Origin of the sequence: Croceitalea marina, from assembly GCF_042684265.1 — a bacterium.
Classification (GTDB): domain Bacteria; phylum Bacteroidota; class Bacteroidia; order Flavobacteriales; family Flavobacteriaceae; genus Croceitalea; species Croceitalea marina.
The window spans coordinates 235101-255720 of record NZ_JBHULB010000016.1; the positions used below are offsets into that span (position 1 = coordinate 235101).

The following is a 20620-nucleotide window of genomic DNA, read 5'->3' on the forward strand; positions in this document are numbered from 1 at the left end:
AATGTATTCCGCTTATTCAGAACCAACACCATAATCAGTAAAAGTCACAAAACAAAACCGAAATATTACAAGCGGAACCGTTTTTGAGGTATAATCAGTAAATATCATAAATCAAACAAGGAATATCGCAAACAGCATAGCGCATTATGTTCCGAATTTTGTACCAACAAAAACAATTAAAAGTTCAATACAATGGAAAGTAAAAATCTTCAATTCAAGACAAACCTTAACTGTGGTAACTGTGTATCAAAAGTGCAGGCAGATTTAGATAACGCAGACGGTATCTGCGAATGGAACGTTGACACCACAAACAGCGATAAAATACTGACTGTAAAAGCAGAGGGCATTACCGAAGACGAGGTTGTCGCAATCATCAGGAAAAAAGGTTTTAAAGCTGAACCTGTTTCAGCATAATACCATCAGCAATTCACTAATCTTTAAAAGGAACAAAAAATGAAAAAGTTAATAGTTGCAATAACCGTAATGATGTTTGGATTTTCTGCTTTTGCACAAAATACAGGCAACCTGCTGAACAATTATATCAGCGTAAAAAATGCTTTGGTAAGCAGTGACAGCAAGGCGGCAAACACCGCTATTTCCGCACTGAACGAAGCCGTAAAGAGCGAAGACAATTTTGCACAGAAAGCAGAATTGCAGAAAGCCACCGAGAAATTAAGCAAGGCAGGCAACAACATTGAAAAGCAAAGAGCCGCTTTCAATGATGTATCTACCATAATGTGGAAACTGGTAAAACCATCCGACAAAGTAAACCAACCAGTTTACTACCAGTATTGCCCGATGAAAAAAGCATATTGGTTGAGCAAAGAAAAGGACATCAAAAATCCTTACTACGGTTCATCTATGCTTACGTGTGGTAAAGTTGCAGAAACTAAATAATACCCATTAAGGCATTGCTCATTAGGCAATGCCTTTTAATCTTTATAACCAATGCTATTTTTAAAATGGATAATCAAAAATTTCTTCACAAAAAGCTGTTGCCGCTAACCCTGTTGGCACTCTTTATATCACAAGTCAGCATTGCCCAAAAAGTAGTCCATTACGACCTGTATGTAAGAGATACGGTTGTAAACTACGCAGGCAAAGAAAAAAGGGCAATCGCTGTAAACGGGCAAATCCCAATGCCCACGCTTGAATTTACAGAGGGCGACACGGCAGAAATTGTTGTCCATAACCAGTTGAAAGAAAGTACATCCCTGCATTGGCACGGGCTATTCCTGCCCAATAAAGAAGACGGTGTACCTTTCTTAACGCAAATGCCCATAGAACCCGGCACAACCTATACTTACCGTTTCCCGATTATTCAGACCGGAACGCACTGGTATCATTCACATTCGGGCTTGCAGGAGCAGATTGGTATGTACGGCAGCTTTATAATGCACAAAAGGGCTGATGACAAAACATTCAGGAAAGGCATTGACGATTTGCCGGAAATTCCCATAATGCTAAGCGAATGGACGAACCTCAATCCCAACAATGTACACCGTATGCTGCACAATGCAAGCGATTGGTTTGCCATAAGAAAAGGCGCAACACAAAGCTATGCCGAAGCCATCCAAAGCGGTAAATTCAAAACCAAGCTGACCAACGAATGGAAACGTATGTTGGCTATGGACGTGAGCGATGTATATTACGAACGTGTGCTGATGAACGGCAATCATCATACAGACCTGAAAAGCATTGACGGCAAGCCGTTAAAAGCAGGCGACAAAGTGCGTTTGCGGATTTCTAATGGCGGTGCATCCTCTTACTTTTGGCTTCGCTACGCAGGCGGTAAAATGTCCGTAGTGGCAAGCGACGGCAACGATGTGCAACCTGTGGATGTGGACAGGCTGATTATCGCTGTATCTGAAACTTACGCGATGTAGTCGTTACCATTCCCGAAGACGGTAAAGCCTTTGAATTTATGGCAACTACCGAAGACCGTACCCAATCCACAAGCTATTTTATTGGCAGCGGTACAAAACAATATGTTGGGGAAATGCCACGCCTGAAATATTTTGAGGGTATGAAGATGATGAATGATATGATGAAGATGAACGGCGACCTTGACGATATGGGAATGAATATGAGCCTTAACCAAATGGATATGAACGTAGTAATGTATCCTGAAATTACAGGCGAAGAAAAGGGCAAGAAAGCTAAGGACAATGGGCAGCCAATGGAGCATCACGGGGAAAACCATAAAATGAATACGGACGAAGACCCCAACCGTTATAATGCCAATGCGTTGAGCAATATAGTAACGCTCAATTACGCAATGCTGAAATCGCCACACAATACCACATTGCCAAAAGATGCTCCGGTAAAAGAACTGAAATTTACCCTTACCGGAAATATGAACCGTTACGTTTGGAGTATGGATAATAAGGTCTTGGCAGAAAGCGACAAAATACCTGTAAAGAAAGGCGAGATTTTGAGGATTACCATTCACAACAACTCAATGATGCGCCACCCGATACACCTGCACGGTTTTGATTTCAGGGTGCTGAATGAGCACGGCGAAAATGCACCGATGAAAAATATAATCGACATTATGCCGATGGAAACCGATACCATCGAGTTTCTTGCCAATACCGAGGGCGATTGGTTTTTCCATTGCCATATCCTGTACCATATGATGGCAGGAATGAACAGGGTTTTTGCAGTGGACGATTATAAAAATCCCGAATTGCCCAACAAGGAAAAAGCCTATAAAATGTTACAGCGGGAAAGCAATATGCCACACTTAATGGCACAGAGCGACTTTGCCATCAACGGTATAGACGGGGAAGCTATGCTGATGAACGCCCGTTACAGTTTGGGTACAGAATGGCGTTTAGGCTACAACGATATGCACGGCTACGAAGTAGAAACCCATTTAGGACGTTACATCGGTAAAATGCAATGGCTGATGCCGTTTATCGGTTTCGATTGGCGATACCGCAAAATGGGAATGGACGAACACGAGCAAAACCTGTTCGGACAGGTCAATAAAAAGGACAACCGGGCAGCAGTCAGCTTGGGTGTAATGTACACCCTGCCAATGCTCGTTAATGTACAGGCAGAAGTATATCACGATGGGATTTTTCGTGTATCGTTAATGCGTGAGGATATACCTATCTCCCGAAGACTAAGAGCCGGATTTATGGTCAATACCGATTTGGAATATATGGCAGACCTGCGGTATATCCTGACAAGGCATATCGGTATCAGAACACACTATGATAGTGATATGGGCTTTGGTGTAGGGCTTTCGCTCATCTACTAAAGCATTTCAATACAAGATTGGGAAAGGTTGTAGCGTTGCTATGACCTTTTTGCTTTTTATAATACGGGCTAAATCAGTAAAAGTCACAAATCAAACAAGAAATATCACAATAGCAGGCTTTGGAATTATGCTGAATTTTGCAACAGTACAAAACATTATAAATAAATTTCAAAAAAATGGAAAATAGAGAATTTCAATTCAAAACCAACCTTAATTGTGGTGGATGCGTATCAAAAGTAAAAGCTGATTTGGACGGAGCGGACGGTATCTGCGAATGGAATGTAGATACAGCTAACAATGACAAAATTCTAACCGTAAAATCAGAGGGAATTACAGAAGATGAAATAGTTGCCATCGTTAAGAAAAAAGGCTTTAAAGCAGAACCTTTAATGGTTTAATACACAAGCCCTATTCAGTTTCAAAAGTGAAAGCGGATATGGCTTTCCTATAAGCATACTATAACAAACATATTGAAATGAGGTAATTTATTGTAGGATACCTGCAATTACTGCCTCATTTTATCCTTTTTATTGGTATCATACTTAAAATTCCGCTTTCAATGACAGATTATTGCCATACTATAATAAACGAATTAGACGATAGAATAAGTGAATTGACCTACGAGCAGAATAATTCATTGGTATCGTATGAAAATGCTATTGTGCTGGTATTGCAGAAGATTGAAGAGGTAAAGAAGCACATTCAAGAAAAGGGATTTAAAGATGCGGAAGAAGAAATATTGTTTTTCAAGCAGCTAAAGCCGCAGTTAGTTTCAAAACTTATCTTCTTCAATTCGATTTATAAAATTGAAACAAAAAGACCACGTGGAGGGGATAAAATTATCAGGAAATACCTCAATATTGAGCTTTCCAAAATCAAGCGGTACTTCGATGCCAATCTGGAATTTTACAAGTATTACAGAACCAACAGCACCCATCTTGATAACAAATACTTTGTACGTGGCAAACACGATATTAAGCTAAGTTTAGACACCTATTATTTTGAGGCAGACCACAATTTTACAACCTCACACGATTACAAAGTAGCCAAGATTATTGCCAATGATTTGATACAGGTTTATCTCGAAGACCAGTTGAATAACAACAGTCAGAAAAGAATTTGGGAAAACCCGCCTTTAAACTGGACGGGCAGCAAGACCTCACTCATCGAGTTGATATATTCGCTGCATTCGCAAGGTTCGATTGACAACGGTAATGCAGACATTAAAATCATAGCCAAAACCTTTGAAAATATGTTTAATATTGACTTAGGGGATTTCTATCATTCCTATCTGGAATTGAAAGCCAGAAAGATGAACCGCACAAAGTTCCTCGATAGTCTTCGGGATGCGCTCATTAAAAGGATGGACGAACAAGACGAAAAATAAAGGTAAAGTTTCACGGCTTTACCTTTATTTTTTATAAATTTGCAGTAATGATTTACAAGGTAATCAAATGAAAACAAGTGCAGTAAGCACCATTACTAAATCGTTACCGATAGTACTTCCGGTACTTGTAAACTACTCTTTATTAGCCGATTTAGGTTAAATTAATCTTTTTTGTTTAAAAACGCGTATAAAGTGAGACGGGTCTTCAAAGCCACTTTCAAAGGATATTTGATTAATGGGAAGGTCTGTGTTTAAAAGACGATGAAGAGCCAAATCTAACTTACGCTGTTTCAGCCAGACCCCAGGAGTTGTTTTATAATGGTCTTTGAACGTCTTTTTGAATTTTGATAGACTCATGTGGCAAAGCTTTGCATAATCTTCAATTTTTAGATTATACCCAAAGTTCTCTTCCATTATTCGTGTCATATGATACGTCTGGTCTTGACACAAGGAAACAAAGTAATCAGCTAAATCTTGATGATCCTTACTAGCACACAAGCTTAACAACAATTCTTCAAACTTTAATTTTATCAGTTGACTACTAGGTTTTTGATCTAATGTGAGATAAGAAGATATTGATTCGCAATAACTTTCTAACAATCGATTCGATTTCACCGGCAAGACAGCGTCTTGATTAGAAAGCTGTTTTTGCGAAGTATCTAAAAAGGAAGTGTTTTTCGACAAAAACGTCTTGATGAAATCATCGGGAATAAAAAAGAAAATTGCACAAAATTCATCATCAAAGAACTGATGGGTAAGATTGGCGCCCTTTTTAATAAAAAGGATGTCACCTTGTTCAACTTCATAGTCGTGATATAGTGTTCTCCACATTTTTTTACCAGACAGCACAAAGGCAAAATAGTTGCTGTCTGACCAAATTCCGAATTTAGTCTCCTCTTGAACACAGGTGTACTCAACAAACAACAATTCGTTTGCTTCCAACTTAATAAAGTCATTACTCTGTTTTATAAAGGAATATAAATTTACCATGTTTTTATTATTGCCAATGGTCTCGGCCTTTTCTAAAAATAATAAATGTTTTTTGTCTTAACCAACCGCCATATTTAGTAATAGCCATTGTTGTGCTTTCGTTATTTGTTATTTAATTCAGTATCTATGAACTTAATAATCTCCAATCCCTCTTCAATTAGTCCATCTATTTTATTTTCTAAACTGTATGCATAAGATAATTCACGGTCAACTATTTTCCTAAATTCAACAGACCTAAAAGCTATCATCATTTCTTTACTGTCATATTTAGAAATATAATTTGGGTTAGAGGAATTATATGGTCGTAATCCTGTAATGAACTTTATAATATCACTTTTATAAGTTTCCACATTAATCTCATCCGCATCAAGTCCCCAATAATATTTTTTCACTTTAATTTTAATGGAATCTTTCGAAACTAATTGGAAATTGCCAGTGCTTAATAGTTCATTGAACGTGTTTCTGCTTAATATTCCCAATCCATTTGTAATCATACCTCCTTTAGACACGTTATTTAAAAAAGCGATAGTATCCTTAATTTCAATATTCGCTTCGCTATATTTTTTAGCAGCTAATAATCCCTCAATTTTATATGGCAACCTATTTTTTATGTAATAGTCCAAAACTGAATTATTATTTTGAATTTCTTTTTTAATGTCATTTAAATATTTAGACTCACTCCTTTTGTCAATCCGACTTTGATTCCAATTATTAATGGACAAAGCAATTAAAATCCCAATAACAACAAGAAGAATTTCTCCAATAGCATATTTCAAGTACTTTCCAGTTTTGTTTTCCAGAAGCAAATTTTGTCTAATTTTTCTAACGAATTTTATCATTGGTTGGTGGTTGGTTATTATGAAGCACAACGGTCAGGCGGGTATTGCGAGTAGCGTCTCAAAATATTTGAGATAGCTACGTGAGCAATTAGGCGCTGTTCGTCCATACCTGCTTGACATGACTAGTTCCGACAGCGTGTTGTTCCGTCTGAGGTTTATTGGCTTAAGTTAGGGAATTTTATGGACGAATTACAGTCGTACTGACTGGCCGATGATGGCAAATAAGAAAAAGGTAGAATATAGGCGAATGTTTTTTTGACTATAACCCTTGTTGATGGGTTCTGGCAAAGGATAATTATGTTTCAAATTTAATGTAGCCTTTATTCAGTACGGGGCACTTATGATCATACAGATGCCAGTGAATACCTAAAGGTCTATCACATATAGAATGCGGAGCAAGTTATATTAAAAGAAAAAGTGGTTTAAGATTTAAATAAAATATTGATTATGTTTGAGACAATGGACTTGCGCTTTTCATAGAAGCCATTGTTACCTGCTGGCTTTTAGCTCAGTTTAAATATTCTAAGACAGTATATAGCACACTTTTGGTTCTTAAAATACGAAAATGCCCAGTTCCCTCAACTTCTTTAAATTCGGAATCAGTCCAATTTTGATGAACATTTTTAGACCTTGAAATTGGAATTACTTTATCGTTTTTATCGTGAATGATTAACGCATTTTGAACATTTATTGTTTTTACAAATTCGCTCACATTTAGTGTTTCAACAGGTTTTCCTGTTTCCTTTTCCAATCGGTTAATCAGTTTATTTTTAACATTATCATTAATCCCAACCATTTCAGAAATGTCATCAATTCGCTCGGTAAATTTGTCTGGTGTAGTTAGTAAAACGTATTTCTCGATTTCTAATTCTGGATTGTTAAACAATGCATATGTTGTTGCAACTCCACCAAATGAATGACTTATTAATGATTTGATCTCGTATTTCCTAATTAGAACGCCTATCAATTCTGAAAAGTCAAAGAGACTTGTACCTCCTTTACTGCTAAATCCGTGAGATGGTGCATCAAATGAATAAACAGTATAGTCGTTTTGTAACAACAGTTCTATTAAATCAGAAAAATTTCCTGCCTGACCTTCCCAACCGTGAATTAGAAGAATTTTCTTTTCGCCACCTTTCCAGGTGTATAATTTTATATTGAACTCTTTGAATTGGAAGTCTTCTTTTTTGGATTTATCCAATGTGTCCAATTCATTTGTTCTAAGTTTTCGGATTTGAGGATTGGTCAATTGATTATAGGCAAATGAAGTAATTGCACTTGGAAATAGAGTAGATGCTATTCGAACGAGGCTTTTTTTTATATACACGATGTTTTTTATCTTGCAACGGTTGAGCTATGAACAGTACGGGAGCGAACTAGCGTTTGCTTTCCGCCACGCACATAGCAAAATCTTTTTGTTTTCTTTTTTTCTTTGTCCAGCTAAAAAGCAAAATCCCAAAGATTTTGCGGACTTCATAAAAATACACAAACCTCGCGGTTAAACCCGAAGCCCGTATTGTTTATAGGTTTTGTTGTGCTTTCGTTTTAATCTTTGCTAAAAACACGATAAGCTCGTCCTTATATTTCAATAAATGATTTATCATTTATTTACTGTTCAATTCCATATAATCAAATACCAAATTACACATGGCATTAACGCCGATCTTAAACGAACTATCGTCCATGAGGAATTGTGGCGTATGATGGTCTCCGACGGTTTTTTTATCTCTGCCTATCGTCGTTGCACCAACGAGAAAATAAAGTCCGGGTACTTTTTGAGCGAAGTATGAAAAATCTTCTGCACCTGTTTCTGCAGGAATCAAAATCACATTTTCTTTTCCTGCAGTTTTCTCCAAAGTTGGCAACATCATTTTGGTTAACTTTTCATTGTTGAAGGTTACTGGAAAACGCATAGAGTAGGGCAGCTCTACGGTAGCAGTTGCTCCTGCGGCTTGTGCGGTCAATTCTGCGATCTCTCTTATTCTTTTAAGAACATAAGCCTCGTCTTCATTTGTTAATGTTCTGATAGTGCCCAACATTTCTACTTGTTCTGGTATAACATTACTGCGATTTCCACCATTGATTGCACCTATTGTTACAACCGCAGCATTATTAGTCAATGTAACATTACGACTTACAATGGTTTGCAGGCTAGTGATGATTTGAGCGGAAACTACAATAGGATCAATACCAGCCCAGGGATATGCGCCATGTGATGGCTTTCCTTTAACTGTAATTTTCATATCATTGACGCTTGCCATAATGCCTGCTGGCCGATATAAAATTTTACCTACTTCGTTTAAAGCATCCATATGTAGCCCAAAAATGACATCTACTTTCGGGTTTTCAAGTACACCTTCTTTTGTCATTAAATCGGCTCCACCTTCTTCTCCTTTAGGTGCGCCCTCTTCGGCTGGTTGAAAAATAAATTTCACGGTGCCCTTTAGATTGCTTTTCATTTCTGAAAGTATTTCGGCAACTCCCATTAAAATAGCCACGTGACCATCGTGACCGCAGGCATGCATCACAGAAGTTTCATTACCATTGTACATGGTTTTTACCTTTGAGGCAAATGCTAAGTCATTCTTCTCTTCAACAGGTAAGGCATCCATGTCTGCTCGCAGTGCTACAACAGGACCGGGCTTATCTCCTTTGAGAATACCAACAACACCTGTAACACCTACTTTTGTTTGGACATCTATACCTAGTGATTCTAAATGTTTGGCAACTAGGGCTGCTGTACGAAATTCACGATTTCCTAATTCCGGATTTTGGTGAATATCGTGTCGCCAATCGATAACTTTCTGCTCAATCTTATCTGCTTTTTTAGTAACCTCTTCACTATAATCTTTGATTTGTGAGAGAGTTAACGTCGAATAAAGCATAAAGACGAATAACGATAGCATTTTTAAAGGGTATTTAAGGTTTGACTTGTTGGTCTTAATTTTCATTTCTTTAATGTGTTTTGGATTGTGTATTCTTCTAAAGAATTTAATCATTTGTTGATTGGCATTTCGATTTATGGGAAGGTAGGATAATTAATTAACTTGAGTTTTGGATAATGAAGCACAACGGCCAGGCGGGTATTGCGAGTAGCGTCTCAAAGTATTTGAGCTAGCTACGATAGCAATTAGACGCTATTGGTCCATACCCGCTAGATATGTCCAGTTCCGACATCGTGTTGTTCCGTCTGAGGTTTATTGGCTTAAGTTAGGGAATTTTATGGACGAATAGCAGTCGTACTGCCTGGCCGATGNCGCCATCATCTCATTAATATATACGTAAAATACAGATTTATACATCCAAACGGGGTATATCTCTCTGTATTTTACAACCTTCTTTTTATAGCAACACCGTAAACTCAAAACTAAACTTTATAAAACAGTATAGGTCTCTATTTTAGAATATAGCGCTACTTATGCCCTGCTATCCAATTCTGCCTTTATCTTCTTATATTTTTTGTCCAGCAATATCACAATAATACTTAACGGGCCTACAAGTATTGGAAACCATGTTCTATCTAAACTTTCATTTTGTGAAACCATTTGGTAAATGAAAATTAAAAACACCACAATAATAGCAAAAGTCGCTATCTGCATAATTCTCTTCGTCGTATTAAGTTTGACCGTAAGTGTTTCTTTTTTCTGACCCTTCATATCCATTGTATGTTCATCTTTTAAAGTTTTTCAATCAAATAAATCCATATACCTTTTATTGCAACACCGTAAACTCCAAACTAGAATCAGTAAATACCGTATGGGTTTGGGTCTTAAAGTCGTCTTCATCGGCCTTAAAGATATTATCCACATAAGTCTGCGGATTTAAATCTATTAAAGGAAACCAAGTACTCTGCACTTGTATTTGCAGTCTATGGCCTTTTTTGATGGTATGAAAAACATCTTGCAGCTTAATATTAACATCCGTCTTTTTATTGGGTGTAAAGGGTTCTGGGTTTGAGAAACTGTTTCTAAACCTGCCCCGCAAAACCTCGCTACGCACCATTAAATGATAGTTGCTCATTTTTAGATGGTCTTGCATTTCTTCATTGGTCTCCGCATCTGCCGGGTGAACGTCTATCACCTTAACAATCCAATCTGCGGCATCACCAGTAGTGGCAACTTTTAGGTTTGCCATAATATCACCCGCTAGGGTAAAGTCTTCTTCCATAACTTCGGTTTCAAACACCAAAACATCGGAACGGCGCGCCGCGAAGCGCTGGTCATCCGTCATGTATTTACGTGGGGTAAATACAGATTTTACATCTTCAGAATATGGCACTGGCTTTTTTACATCACTCACAAATTGAAGTCCAGCCGTACCTTTTTGCTCTAAGGTCAACTTCTGGTTTTCTGACAAATACATGCGCTGCTTTTCTGCCCCTTTTGGTGGCCAAGCATCGTATTCCTTCCACTCTTTTCTACCAGAGTCATACACATAAGCTTCAGGTAAGCCGGTATTACCATCAGCTTCTCCTTTTAAAAAGTGGTTAAAAAACTTCGTTTCAATCTTATCTTGAAAAAAATTGGAAATAGAATCCCCAAAATAGTAGTTCCCTACCAAGTTACGTTCGCTCCTTCTGGCCCAACGCCCGTGATCCCAAGGCCCAAAAACCATTGTATTATATCCTTCTGTATGCTTTTCAATATTCTTATAGGTTTCCAGTGGTCCATATAAATCTTCCGCATCGAACCAGCCACCAACAATCATCGTTGCAACGTGCGATTTCGATTTATCTAAATGCTGAATTAAGCCTCTACTCTGCCAAAGTTCATCATAATTTGGGTGTTCTTTCAGTTCATTCCAGAAAAAATCATCCGTCATATTATCCGGGGCCAAAGAAGCCTGATCTTTAATATCGTACTCAAAAAAGGAATTCAAATTCTTTAGAGGACCAGCATCTAAAAAAAACTGGTATTGGTCTTCTGTTTTTAAATCTGGTAAGGTATACCATGCCGTATCTATAGGTTGGTCTCCATTAGGTCTCGGCGTGCCGAACAAAGATGTCGCCCTAAAATAGCTCAATAAATACGCACCGTTATGGTGAAAATCATCAAAAAAGAAATCTCCAATACAGGCTTGTGGCGAAGAAGCCTTTAAAGCTGGGTGGGCATCTATAGTAGCATATGTTGCATAATAACCTGGATAGGAAATTCCCCAAACACCGACATTGCCATTGTTATTCTCAACATTATTTACCAGCCAATCAATCGTGTCATAGGTATCGGTACTCTCATCAACTTGGTCGTTCGAAGTTTTGTTAGGGATATAAGCACGCATATTTTCGTAGTGCCCTTCACTCAACCAACGCCCTCGTACATCTTGGTAGACAATAATATTGCCTTCCTTCATTAGATTGATATTAGGCCCGATCTGCTTTCTAAATTCATTTTCACCATAAGGTCTAGAACTATATGGCGTACGTTGCATTAAAATAGGGTACTCTTTTGACTTGTCTTTTGGGGAATAGATTGTAGTATGCAAAGTAGCACCGTCTCGCATTTTAATGTCAACCTCTTTTTTGGTGTAGTTGTCCTGTACGTAGGTGTCAACTACCTCAGCAGTTTCTGTTTTTTTAGTTGTTTTTCCGCAGGAGATAAGTAGTACTGCAAATACAAAAAGAAAAGTAAATTTTGATACGAACTTCATAGTGATTGGATTGATTTTCTAAAACTACTAAATAATCAAACCAACCAAACGCGAAAATTTTAAAATATTAAGGCCTCCCTTATTTATGGGGTGTGAATTCATGCGAAGTAATTAGAGCGGAGATTTTTACTAGCCCGATATGGAAAATAAACTAAAAAATCTCCCCTTTCTTCCTGATTACCATCAGGAATTCATTCCCCTCTTAAAAACAAGAGGGGAGCTTTTACTATCTTTAAATAGTTACGACCATGAAACAAATACATAACAAAAAAGAACTTTTAACTAAACGAAAAGAGCTTCGCAAAAACTTAACTCCAGCAGAAGCTTTTCTTTGGAAATGTCTTAAAGCCAAACAATTGGGAGGTCGCAGGTTTCAAAAACAACACAGTATAAAATCTTATATTGTGGATTTCTATTGTGCTGCCGAAAAATTAGTTATTGAGCTTGATGGTGAAGTTCATCAAAGTTCTAATGTCCAAGAATATGATGAAAAACGCACTAAAGAATTGGAGGCTTTAGGATTTACTGTAATACGATTCGAAAATAAAATGGTTTTTGATAAGCTGCCTTCTGTACTTAAGGAGATTAAGGATAATTTTAAGAGGGGAGCTTGTTCCAATAACTAAATTAAGCTCCTCCCTTTAGCAAAGGGAGGTGTCAACAAGCATAGCTAAGTTGACGGAGGGATTAAAGCTCAAAAGCTGCTTTAACCTCATCAACCCTGTCCAATTTCTCCCAAGTAAAGAGTTCAACTTCTTTTTCAACTTTTCCGTTGTAGGGAGATTCAAAAACCTTGGTGACTGTAGTTGGTGTTTTACCCATATGGCCATAGGCAGCCGTCTCTAAATAAATTGGGTTGCGAAGTTTTAGTCTTTCTTCGATAGCAAAAGGGCGCATATCAAACAAACCCGCTACTTTTTCAGCAATTTCGCCATCGGTCAGATTCACTTTGGCGGTACCATAAGAGTCTACAAAAATTGACGTAGGTTCTACCACACCAATCGCATAACTTACTTGAACCAAAATTTCATCTGCCACGCCCGCAGCTACCAAGTTTTTAGCCGCATGTCTTGCCGCATAGGCAGCACTTCGGTCTACTTTACTTGGGTCTTTACCACTAAAAGCACCACCACCATGAGCACCTTTCCCGCCATAGGTGTCTACAATTATTTTTCTACCCGTTAAACCGGTATCTCCATGTGGGCCACCAATTACAAACTTGCCAGTTGGATTGATATGATATTGAATTTTATCATTAAAGAGTTGCTGAACATGCGAAGGGAACAATTCAACCACCTTTGGAATCAAAATTGAAATAATATCCGATTTGATTTTTGCCAACATCTTCTCATCAGCATCAAAATCGTCATGTTGGGTAGAGACCACAATGGTATCTATGCGCTGTGGCACATTATCATCAGAATATTCTATGGTTACCTGTGCTTTGGCATCTGGTCGTAAATATGGAATTTGCCTCCCCTCTCTTCGTAAATCTGCTAGCACCTGAAGAATCTTATGCGAAATATCCAATGCTAAAGGCATATAGTTTTCGGTCTCTTTGGTGGCATACCCGAACATCATACCTTGGTCACCGGCACCTTGCTCTTCTTTAGTAGCTCTATCAACACCCTGGTTAATATCTTGTGATTGCTCATGAATCAATGAAATTACCCCACAAGAATCTCCACTAAACTGGTATTCACCTTTGGTGTACCCAATTTTGTTGATGACATCTCTAGCAATGGTCTGTACATCTAAATAGGTATCGCTTTTCACTTCGCCTGCCAATACCACTTGACCTGTGGTAACTAGCGTTTCACAAGCTACTTTGCTATCGGCATCAAAAGCCAAAAAATTATCTAAAAGTGCATCACTAATTTGGTCAGAAACTTTATCTGGGTGCCCTTCACTAACAGATTCAGAAGTAAATAAATATGCCATTCTCTATTTTTAAACGTGCTGAAGATTTGACGGAAAGGCTGAAAGAAGTTTACACCACTTTTTAGCATTTTTTACCGAGGTTGCAATCAGTCAAATCCTTCCTCATAATTGAAAGGCAAAAATAGGAAAATAGTTTTGTTGTAAAAATGTGTTCTCGATACTTTTTCTTCGAAAAGACTGGAACTGACAGTTTTTATGATAAATTAAATACCATTGGTATTATAATTCATATTTAATGCTAGCCAAAAAATACCTTGGTTGCACGGCATACTCCAAAGTGCTTATTAAGTTATTTGAAAATGAATCTTGTCTAATAGTGGTAGTGTTCAACAAGTTCATTCCAGAAATTTTGAACTCCCATTTACTATCTTCCTTTTGATAATACAATGCGGCATTAAAAAAGTCATAGGTACTGCTCACTCCGCCATCCCTATTTTTATAATCATTGTATTCATAGTCGGCAGTAATTGCAAAGCCTTTTAAGAAAAAAGCTTCAATATTAGCATAAGGACTATTGGTTATAAAAGTGTTCTCAATAGCTATGCTAGAATAGTTATTTAATTGTTTTTTAAAACCCAATTCAGCATTTGGTGCTTCCTTAAATCGCGTTTCAAAAGCTAGTTTATAGGTTTGGTTAAAAGATTCATTAAAATCCGTCGCTCCATTGATAATCGTATTAAACTTATTGTAAGACAATCTACTTTCAAATTTTGTTTTCCATAACGGAAAGCGCTTTTCAAAAGTTCCAAAAAGTGAGAAGGTTTCATTTGGCGTATCTAAATTTATTGGCGATGACACCCTATCTAATCCTATAAAATTTACAGTATTGCCAATACTCTCATATCTTTTCTGATAGGAAAGTCCGCCGTAAATGGTCGTAAAAGTAAACATGCTAAAATTGCTATAGTTTAGGCTAGCATTATGATACCACTCATTTTTTAGATTTCTATTCCCCGTGAAAAGACTGTTATAACCTCTTAGTTCTCTTGCCGCAACCAGGTTTTGAATATCTGGGAATTGCGCCTCCATGGCATATCTAAATTGCAAAGACTGTGTACTGTTGAATTCATATCTAGAATTTAAGCTTGGAAGTAGCAAAACTTTGTCGAAATCGGTTACTTGGTTTTGCTGACTATTATCTATTGCGTAATTATGAAGGGTCAACCCTGGACTAACCGTGAGCTTGCCAAATTTTACTCGGTAGCCCAATCCAAAATAAATATCTTGAAAGTTAAATTCGGTATCGTTTACATATTCATTATCGGAACCTACCGTTTGTCTATTGCCATCAATCAGTTCCGATAATCCTGAGGTTAAGCTTTGCTTGTTCAAACTTATACCGGACTTAAAACTGATATGATTGGTTTCATTTAAAACTCGATAATAATTAAATTCCACATCAAAAGTATTGGTAAATATTTCCTTATCCTGAAATAAATCATAAGGACCCTCTCCATTTAAAGGAACACTGCCAGGGAAAGGAAGTTGCTCGGTCAATAAACCATAATTTGGGCGTTGTCTTTTGTATAAATGGTTAGATTCCAACGAATAAATATTCTTCTCATTTTTTGCATAAAATGCGTTTAAAACTTGTTGAATAGAAAATGGTTCACGCGTTCTTGTAGAACGAATTGAATTACTGAAGGTTGAAAAAGTAGAATTGAGTTGGTTTTCATCGGTAATATCAGAATTCTTTACAAAAGCTTCGTAGTTCACATGTACTTTAGCGTTTGGTGTGTAGGTAGTTGAAAGTTTAAAAAGTCCTGATGTATTCTTTTGCTCAATATCTGAAGTTAACAGTTCATTATTATCCCCATCTTCTCGTATATAAGTGCGTTGTGATATTGAAGAGAGCTCGGTATCTATACCAGTTACAATTCCAAAGCCGGAAAAACTGATTTTCTTATTAGGGTTATAGTTAAAATTAAGCGCTGCAAGCTTTGCATCTATATTTCTTGCCCTATTATTTTGTAAAAGCGATAAACCTACCTCATCATTGGAAAGATTAAGCGATGAGCCTGATCTTTGCGCTAGACTCGAAAGCCCTCCACTAAACCTAAAATAGTCTTGTAGCGTAAATGCTTGTTGCCCAATATTATTAAGGTCTCCAATAAAATTTACATTAAACTTAGGTGAGTAGTAGAAGATATTGGGATGCGCCAAATACCTGTCTTCAGGTCCAAGTCCGCCAGAAATATCACCAAACCAAAGATTCTTTTTACCATCTTTTAATTTGATGTTTAACGCTAAAGCATCACTATCATTAACACTTCTTAGAGGACCAATCTCATTAAAATCTCTTAAAACCTGTACCTTATCCACAGCATTGGCCGGAATATTTTTGGTCGCCATTTTTGTATCGCCATCAAAAAACTCTTTACCCTCTACCAAAACTTTGCTCACATCTTTACCTTGAACTTTAATTTGTCCTTCATCATTAATTTCAAAGCCAGGCAACTCTTCTAAAACATCTTCTAATTTTTTCTCTTTACCCGTTGTAAATGAATCCGTATTGTACGTAATGGTATCTCCGGAAATCGTCACTGGAAAATCTTCAACCACCGTAACGCCGTCCAATTGATTTGGTGAAACGGAGAGCACAATATCTTTTTCTAAATCGTTTAGGGCCTTAAATTGTTCTTCCCAGGTTTCAAAACCTAAATAGCTTGCCCTTAATAAGTACAAACTATCCTTATCCAGATTGAGTTTATACCTGCCCTGGTCATCAGTGATACCATAAGAAGCAATGGCACCGTTACTTTCTTTTATGGCTATAACATTGGCCAACTCTAAAGGATTGTTGATACTATCGTAAACTTTACCTTCTAAAGTTATCTTTTGTGCATTTACATTATGGCATAGAAAGCCTAGCCCTATACAAAGAGATATAATGATTCTGTTCATTTTTTGATTGATTTTTTTTGTAAGAACTAGGTTTACTTTTTGCTTATCCTCCTATTCTAATTTCAAAAGAAGAATGTTGTCCTTTTTTCTTTCCACCACCATACATTTTATTCATCTTTTCGGCATGTTCTTTCATAATGGCTTCATACTCTTCTCCATCTACTTTTTTACCTTTTGATGGTATCTCTATAGTTACAGGCTTCTCAGGGTTTAGCACCACTTGAGTACAAATCATAATTCTTCTTCCATTACTTACCTCTAAAATAAGACCAGGCAAACCCCAATACCTTTCTGGACCATGGTTAACAGGTATTTCTGGTGTGTACCAAACTGTTGTGGTCTGCATACGCTTTTCCTTTTTTTCTTCGCTTTCTCCATTTACATCAGAAAAAACCGTTTCTGTAACCTCTCTTTTAGAAATTGCTTTGTAGCATGTGTACTTGCCGATCTGCTTGGTTTCAGAAGTCATTTCCCATTCTACGGGTTCTAACTCATCTGCCACTAAAAACAATTTACCAAAAGCATCTGTGCTTTCCAGAGACTTCTTTGTCTTTGTATTCTTGTACAGAAGACCGTCACTGCCTCCACCATTACCAACAATTTGAATTTGTACATTCATACCGCTTGCAACTGCCGGCTTATCCAACTTTTCAAGCTCTCTCCAGTTAGATTCGGTTTTATTAAAAGTTAGTTCAAAATCTTTTTGCATAGCAAATCTTAGTTGCTCTTGAATCATGTCCATTTGATTAGCACTTGTTTCCGTACTATCCATTTTTAGCTCCATTTTCATGTCGGTCTTGTAAATGGCGGAACCTGTAAAATCTTGTGCAAATGATTTTATAGAAAGTAAAATCATAAATGCGTAAAAAGTATTCTTCATTATTAGTTATTTTTATTATTTACAAATGAATATTTCTATTCAGTCATTCGTTCAATGGCCTTGACCATTCTATCGGTTTTTTCTGCTAATTGCTCAATTACCGCTTTCTTATTTTCAGATATTCCGGTGACCAATACCTTCATATTATTAATTACAAGGTTGTTTTTGTTTTTCAATTTTAAATCTTTAACCTTCACCGATACCTCAATGGAGTCTTGTGGGGCATTTTCTTCAAATACAGCTATCATATCATTCCAGTTAATAGATTTTAATTCTTTCAATGTGTTGACTTCGAACCCAAGGCAATTGACTGCGGCATGTACTTCTTTTTCTTCTTGACCAAAAGACTGAAAAGAAAGTAATAGCACTAATACGGTACTAAGCATGGCGAATTTTTTCATGGTTTTCTATTTTGTGATTATGTCAACAAATTTGAAAGTATTGTATCGAAAACAAGGTTAACCAGTGTTAACGAGTGTTAACCGATTACCCTACGCCTATTTATTGTGCTTACTTTTGAAATGTGAAACAGCAACACTATAAAGCATTACTATACTTTATTACGATTACCATCGTAATAACAATTGGCATACAGGTCTATTGGAACGTTCAAAACTATAACACCAATAAACAACGATTGCTGAATGAGGTACAAATAAGTTTAGATAATGCGGTAGAGGCCTATTACGCTGATTTTGTTAAAACTGACATATTCACCTATACAGACTCATCATTCACTGATTACGAATCGGTTGGAAAAAAAATGGGGGATTTTATCACTAAACTTGATTTAAAACAGATCAATTCTGAAACTGACACCAACAACGCTAAAACTAAAATCAGTACCATTAAATTCATTGAGAATTCAGACTCTTTGCATAATCACGATTTTAACATCTTTGATGGTAAGATGAGTGATACAACAATTATACTATCATCCGTAAATATCAATGAAGTTCGTAATATTTCTGCCATTAAGGCGAAAACAATTAGTGATAGTATTAGCAATCTATCTGGCCTATTTAATAAGCTAACAATATCTATTAATCAAGATTCTATCAGCTTTCAAAGCATGGACTCGCTTTTAAAGAAGGAGTTGGAACGAAAAAGAATAGACGTAGGTTTTGGATTAAATCATTACAAAAGCGATACTATTTATGATAGCTACAAAATAGAACAACAGAAAGGCCTACACCTTTCCACATTCTCTAAATCTACCTATTTACCGACCAATCAAAAATTACAACTGCAATACACTAATCCGACCAAAAGCATTCTAAAAAGAAGTTTTACGGGCATTATACTGTCATTATTGTTATCAGCCTGCATAATTGCCTGCTTGTTTTACTTACTGCACATTATTAATAAGCAAAAAGAACTGGCAGAAATAAAGAATGACCTCATCAGCAATATTACCCATGAGTTTAAAACCCCGATTGCAACTGTTTCGACAGCGATAGAGGGCATTAAAAATTTTAATCAAGCAAACGATAAAGTGAAGACCGAGAAATACCTCAATATTTCTGGGCAACAGCTTAAAAAATTGCATTTGATGGTAGAAAAATTACTGGAGACTGCGACTTTAGACAGTGATAAACTTATTGTTAATACTGAAGATATCGATTTAGTGATGGTACTAAAGGGTCTCGTTGAAAAATACAAAATGCTTTCTCCTGAAAAGACCATTTCTTTTAAGAGCAACAGCAACACTTTAAGTGCCAAGGTAGATCCGTTTCATTTTGAAAATTCGCTCGCCAATCTAATTGATAATGCCATAAAATATGGTGGAGACATTATTGAGGTCAATCTTAACTCGTTGTTGAATTCCGTAGAGATAACTGTTGCAGATAACGGTGGCAAAATAGATAAGAACCAACGCGAAAAAATATTCGATAAGTTCTATCGCGTTCCTACTGGTAATAGACACGATGTAAAAGGTTTTGGAATAGGTCTCTTTTACGCTAAAAAAATAGTTGAGAAACACAATGGCTCACTTTCACTCGTGCCAGATACTACAAATACAATTTTTAAAATTGTTTTATGAGTCAACCAATCAAAATATTATTGGCAGAAGATGAATTGGCATTAGGGCAAATCGTAAAAGAAAGTCTTGAAACTCGAAATTTTGAAGTTCTTTTTTGTGAAAATGGTGAAACTGCCCTAAAGACTTATCTCAAAGAAAAACCTGAACTCTTGGTACTTGACGTGATGATGCCAAAAAAAGATGGCTTTGAACTTGCGCAAGAGATTAGGGTTAATGACAAACATGTTCCGATTATATTCCTTACTGCGAAATCGCAGACCAAAGATGTCGTTGAGGGTTTTGAACATGGTGGTAACGACTATCTAAAAAAGCCTTTTAGCATGGAAGAACTCATTGTTCGCATACATGCCTTGTTAAATAGAAATCGTTTAAAAAAGACGAAAGACAAAATACAGATCGGTGACTATATTTTTGATTACACCAAACAAAAGTTAGCATACGATACCGAAGAAGTGCCGCTTACCCATAGAGAGGCAGAACTTCTTTTTCATTTATCAGAGGTACGAAACGAAATACTTGACCGCTCTTTAATTCTAAAAAAAATATGGGGCGATGATGATTTTTTTAACGCCAGAAGTATGGATGTTTTTATCACCAAACTCCGAAAAAAGCTAAAAAAAGACGAAAACATCCAGATTGTAAACGTTAGAGGATACGGCTATAAACTTATTTGCTAGCCCCATCTGTATTTCAACTTAATTTTTTCCTGTAACTGGATATA

At 36.8% G+C, this 20620-nt stretch carries 17 protein-coding genes and 1 pseudogene; 8 read left to right on the forward strand and 10 right to left on the reverse strand.

Features of this window, described 5'->3' with window-relative positions; all coding sequences use genetic code 11:
- Nucleotides 1–192: 192 nt before the first annotated feature.
- From ACFSQJ_RS12695 to ACFSQJ_RS12715, 5 genes and pseudogenes are all read left to right on the forward strand, one after another.
- Nucleotides 193–414, forward strand: coding sequence for a heavy-metal-associated domain-containing protein (locus tag ACFSQJ_RS12695; RefSeq protein WP_120182569.1), 222 nt, complete (start codon nucleotides 193–195; stop codon nucleotides 412–414).
- Between the two features lie 39 nt (nucleotides 415–453).
- Nucleotides 454–897, forward strand: coding sequence for a DUF3347 domain-containing protein (locus tag ACFSQJ_RS12700; protein WP_120182570.1), 444 nt, complete (start codon nucleotides 454–456; stop codon nucleotides 895–897).
- Between the two features lie 65 nt (nucleotides 898–962).
- Nucleotides 963–3268, forward strand: a pseudogene (locus ACFSQJ_RS12705) (multicopper oxidase family protein).
- A gap of 176 nt (nucleotides 3269–3444) precedes the next feature.
- Complete coding sequence (locus ACFSQJ_RS12710; RefSeq protein WP_120182572.1) at nucleotides 3445–3666, forward strand: heavy-metal-associated domain-containing protein; 222 nt, start codon at nucleotides 3445–3447, stop codon at nucleotides 3664–3666.
- Nucleotides 3667–3827: 161 nt separating this feature from the next.
- Nucleotides 3828–4655 carry an RteC domain-containing protein gene (locus ACFSQJ_RS12715; protein ID WP_120182573.1) on the forward strand — a complete coding sequence of 276 codons (828 nt, stop codon included), beginning with the start codon at nucleotides 3828–3830 and terminating at the stop codon, nucleotides 4653–4655.
- A 156-nt stretch (nucleotides 4656–4811) separates the two neighbouring features.
- Here the strand turns inward: ACFSQJ_RS12715 and ACFSQJ_RS12720 are convergent, their stop codons facing one another.
- The 6 genes from ACFSQJ_RS12720 to ACFSQJ_RS12745 all read right to left on the reverse strand — a co-directional run bounded on the left by ACFSQJ_RS12720 (nucleotide 4812) and on the right by ACFSQJ_RS12745 (nucleotide 12130).
- Complete coding sequence (locus tag ACFSQJ_RS12720; protein ID WP_377767305.1) at nucleotides 4812–5645, reverse strand: helix-turn-helix domain-containing protein; 834 nt, start codon at nucleotides 5643–5645, stop codon at nucleotides 4812–4814.
- 101 nt (nucleotides 5646–5746) lie between these two features.
- The gene (locus ACFSQJ_RS12725; protein ID WP_377767306.1) at nucleotides 5747–6484 is read right to left on the reverse strand and encodes a DUF6090 family protein; all 738 of its coding nucleotides are present in this window, start codon (nucleotides 6482–6484) and stop codon (nucleotides 5747–5749) included.
- A gap of 508 nt (nucleotides 6485–6992) precedes the next feature.
- Nucleotides 6993–7811: an alpha/beta fold hydrolase gene (locus ACFSQJ_RS12730; RefSeq protein ID WP_377767308.1), complete on the reverse strand. Its 819-nt coding sequence runs from the start codon at nucleotides 7809–7811 to the stop codon at nucleotides 6993–6995.
- A gap of 277 nt (nucleotides 7812–8088) precedes the next feature.
- Entirely contained in the window at nucleotides 8089–9483 is a 1395-nt protein-coding gene (locus tag ACFSQJ_RS12735; RefSeq protein ID WP_377767310.1) for an amidohydrolase, read from the reverse strand.
- Between the two features lie 417 nt (nucleotides 9484–9900).
- Nucleotides 9901–10140: a hypothetical protein gene (locus tag ACFSQJ_RS12740; RefSeq protein ID WP_377767312.1), complete on the reverse strand. Its 240-nt coding sequence runs from the start codon at nucleotides 10138–10140 to the stop codon at nucleotides 9901–9903.
- A 55-nt stretch (nucleotides 10141–10195) separates the two neighbouring features.
- Entirely contained in the window at nucleotides 10196–12130 is a 1935-nt protein-coding gene (locus tag ACFSQJ_RS12745) for a CocE/NonD family hydrolase (protein WP_377767314.1), read from the reverse strand.
- Nucleotides 12131–12378: 248 nt separating this feature from the next.
- Here ACFSQJ_RS12745 and ACFSQJ_RS12750 point away from each other — a divergent pair, with 248 nt between their 5' ends.
- The gene (locus ACFSQJ_RS12750) at nucleotides 12379–12756 is read left to right on the forward strand and encodes an endonuclease domain-containing protein (protein WP_377767315.1); all 378 of its coding nucleotides are present in this window, start codon (nucleotides 12379–12381) and stop codon (nucleotides 12754–12756) included.
- Nucleotides 12757–12817: 61 nt separating this feature from the next.
- Here the strand turns inward: ACFSQJ_RS12750 and metK are convergent, their stop codons facing one another.
- From metK to ACFSQJ_RS12770, 4 genes are all read right to left on the reverse strand, one after another.
- The gene (metK, locus tag ACFSQJ_RS12755; protein ID WP_377767317.1) at nucleotides 12818–14071 is read right to left on the reverse strand and encodes a methionine adenosyltransferase; all 1254 of its coding nucleotides are present in this window, start codon (nucleotides 14069–14071) and stop codon (nucleotides 12818–12820) included.
- Between the two features lie 219 nt (nucleotides 14072–14290).
- Nucleotides 14291–16975 carry an outer membrane beta-barrel protein gene (locus tag ACFSQJ_RS12760; RefSeq protein ID WP_377767319.1) on the reverse strand — a complete coding sequence of 895 codons (2685 nt, stop codon included), beginning with the start codon at nucleotides 16973–16975 and terminating at the stop codon, nucleotides 14291–14293.
- Nucleotides 16976–17018: 43 nt separating this feature from the next.
- Nucleotides 17019–17855 (reverse strand): GLPGLI family protein, encoded by an 837-nt coding sequence (locus tag ACFSQJ_RS12765; RefSeq protein ID WP_377767321.1) that lies wholly within the window; start codon nucleotides 17853–17855, stop codon nucleotides 17019–17021.
- A 35-nt stretch (nucleotides 17856–17890) separates the two neighbouring features.
- Entirely contained in the window at nucleotides 17891–18256 is a 366-nt protein-coding gene (locus ACFSQJ_RS12770; RefSeq protein WP_377767323.1) for a hypothetical protein, read from the reverse strand.
- Between the two features lie 122 nt (nucleotides 18257–18378).
- On the opposite strand from ACFSQJ_RS12770, the gene ACFSQJ_RS12775 reads away from it, so the two are divergent.
- Nucleotides 18379–19899 carry a sensor histidine kinase gene (locus tag ACFSQJ_RS12775; RefSeq protein ID WP_377767324.1) on the forward strand — a complete coding sequence of 507 codons (1521 nt, stop codon included), beginning with the start codon at nucleotides 18379–18381 and terminating at the stop codon, nucleotides 19897–19899.
- Complete coding sequence (locus ACFSQJ_RS12780) at nucleotides 19896–20576, forward strand: response regulator transcription factor (RefSeq protein WP_377767325.1); 681 nt, start codon at nucleotides 19896–19898, stop codon at nucleotides 20574–20576. The genes ACFSQJ_RS12775 and ACFSQJ_RS12780 overlap by 4 nt, the downstream gene beginning before the upstream one ends.
- Nucleotides 20577–20620: the final 44 nt, after the last annotated feature.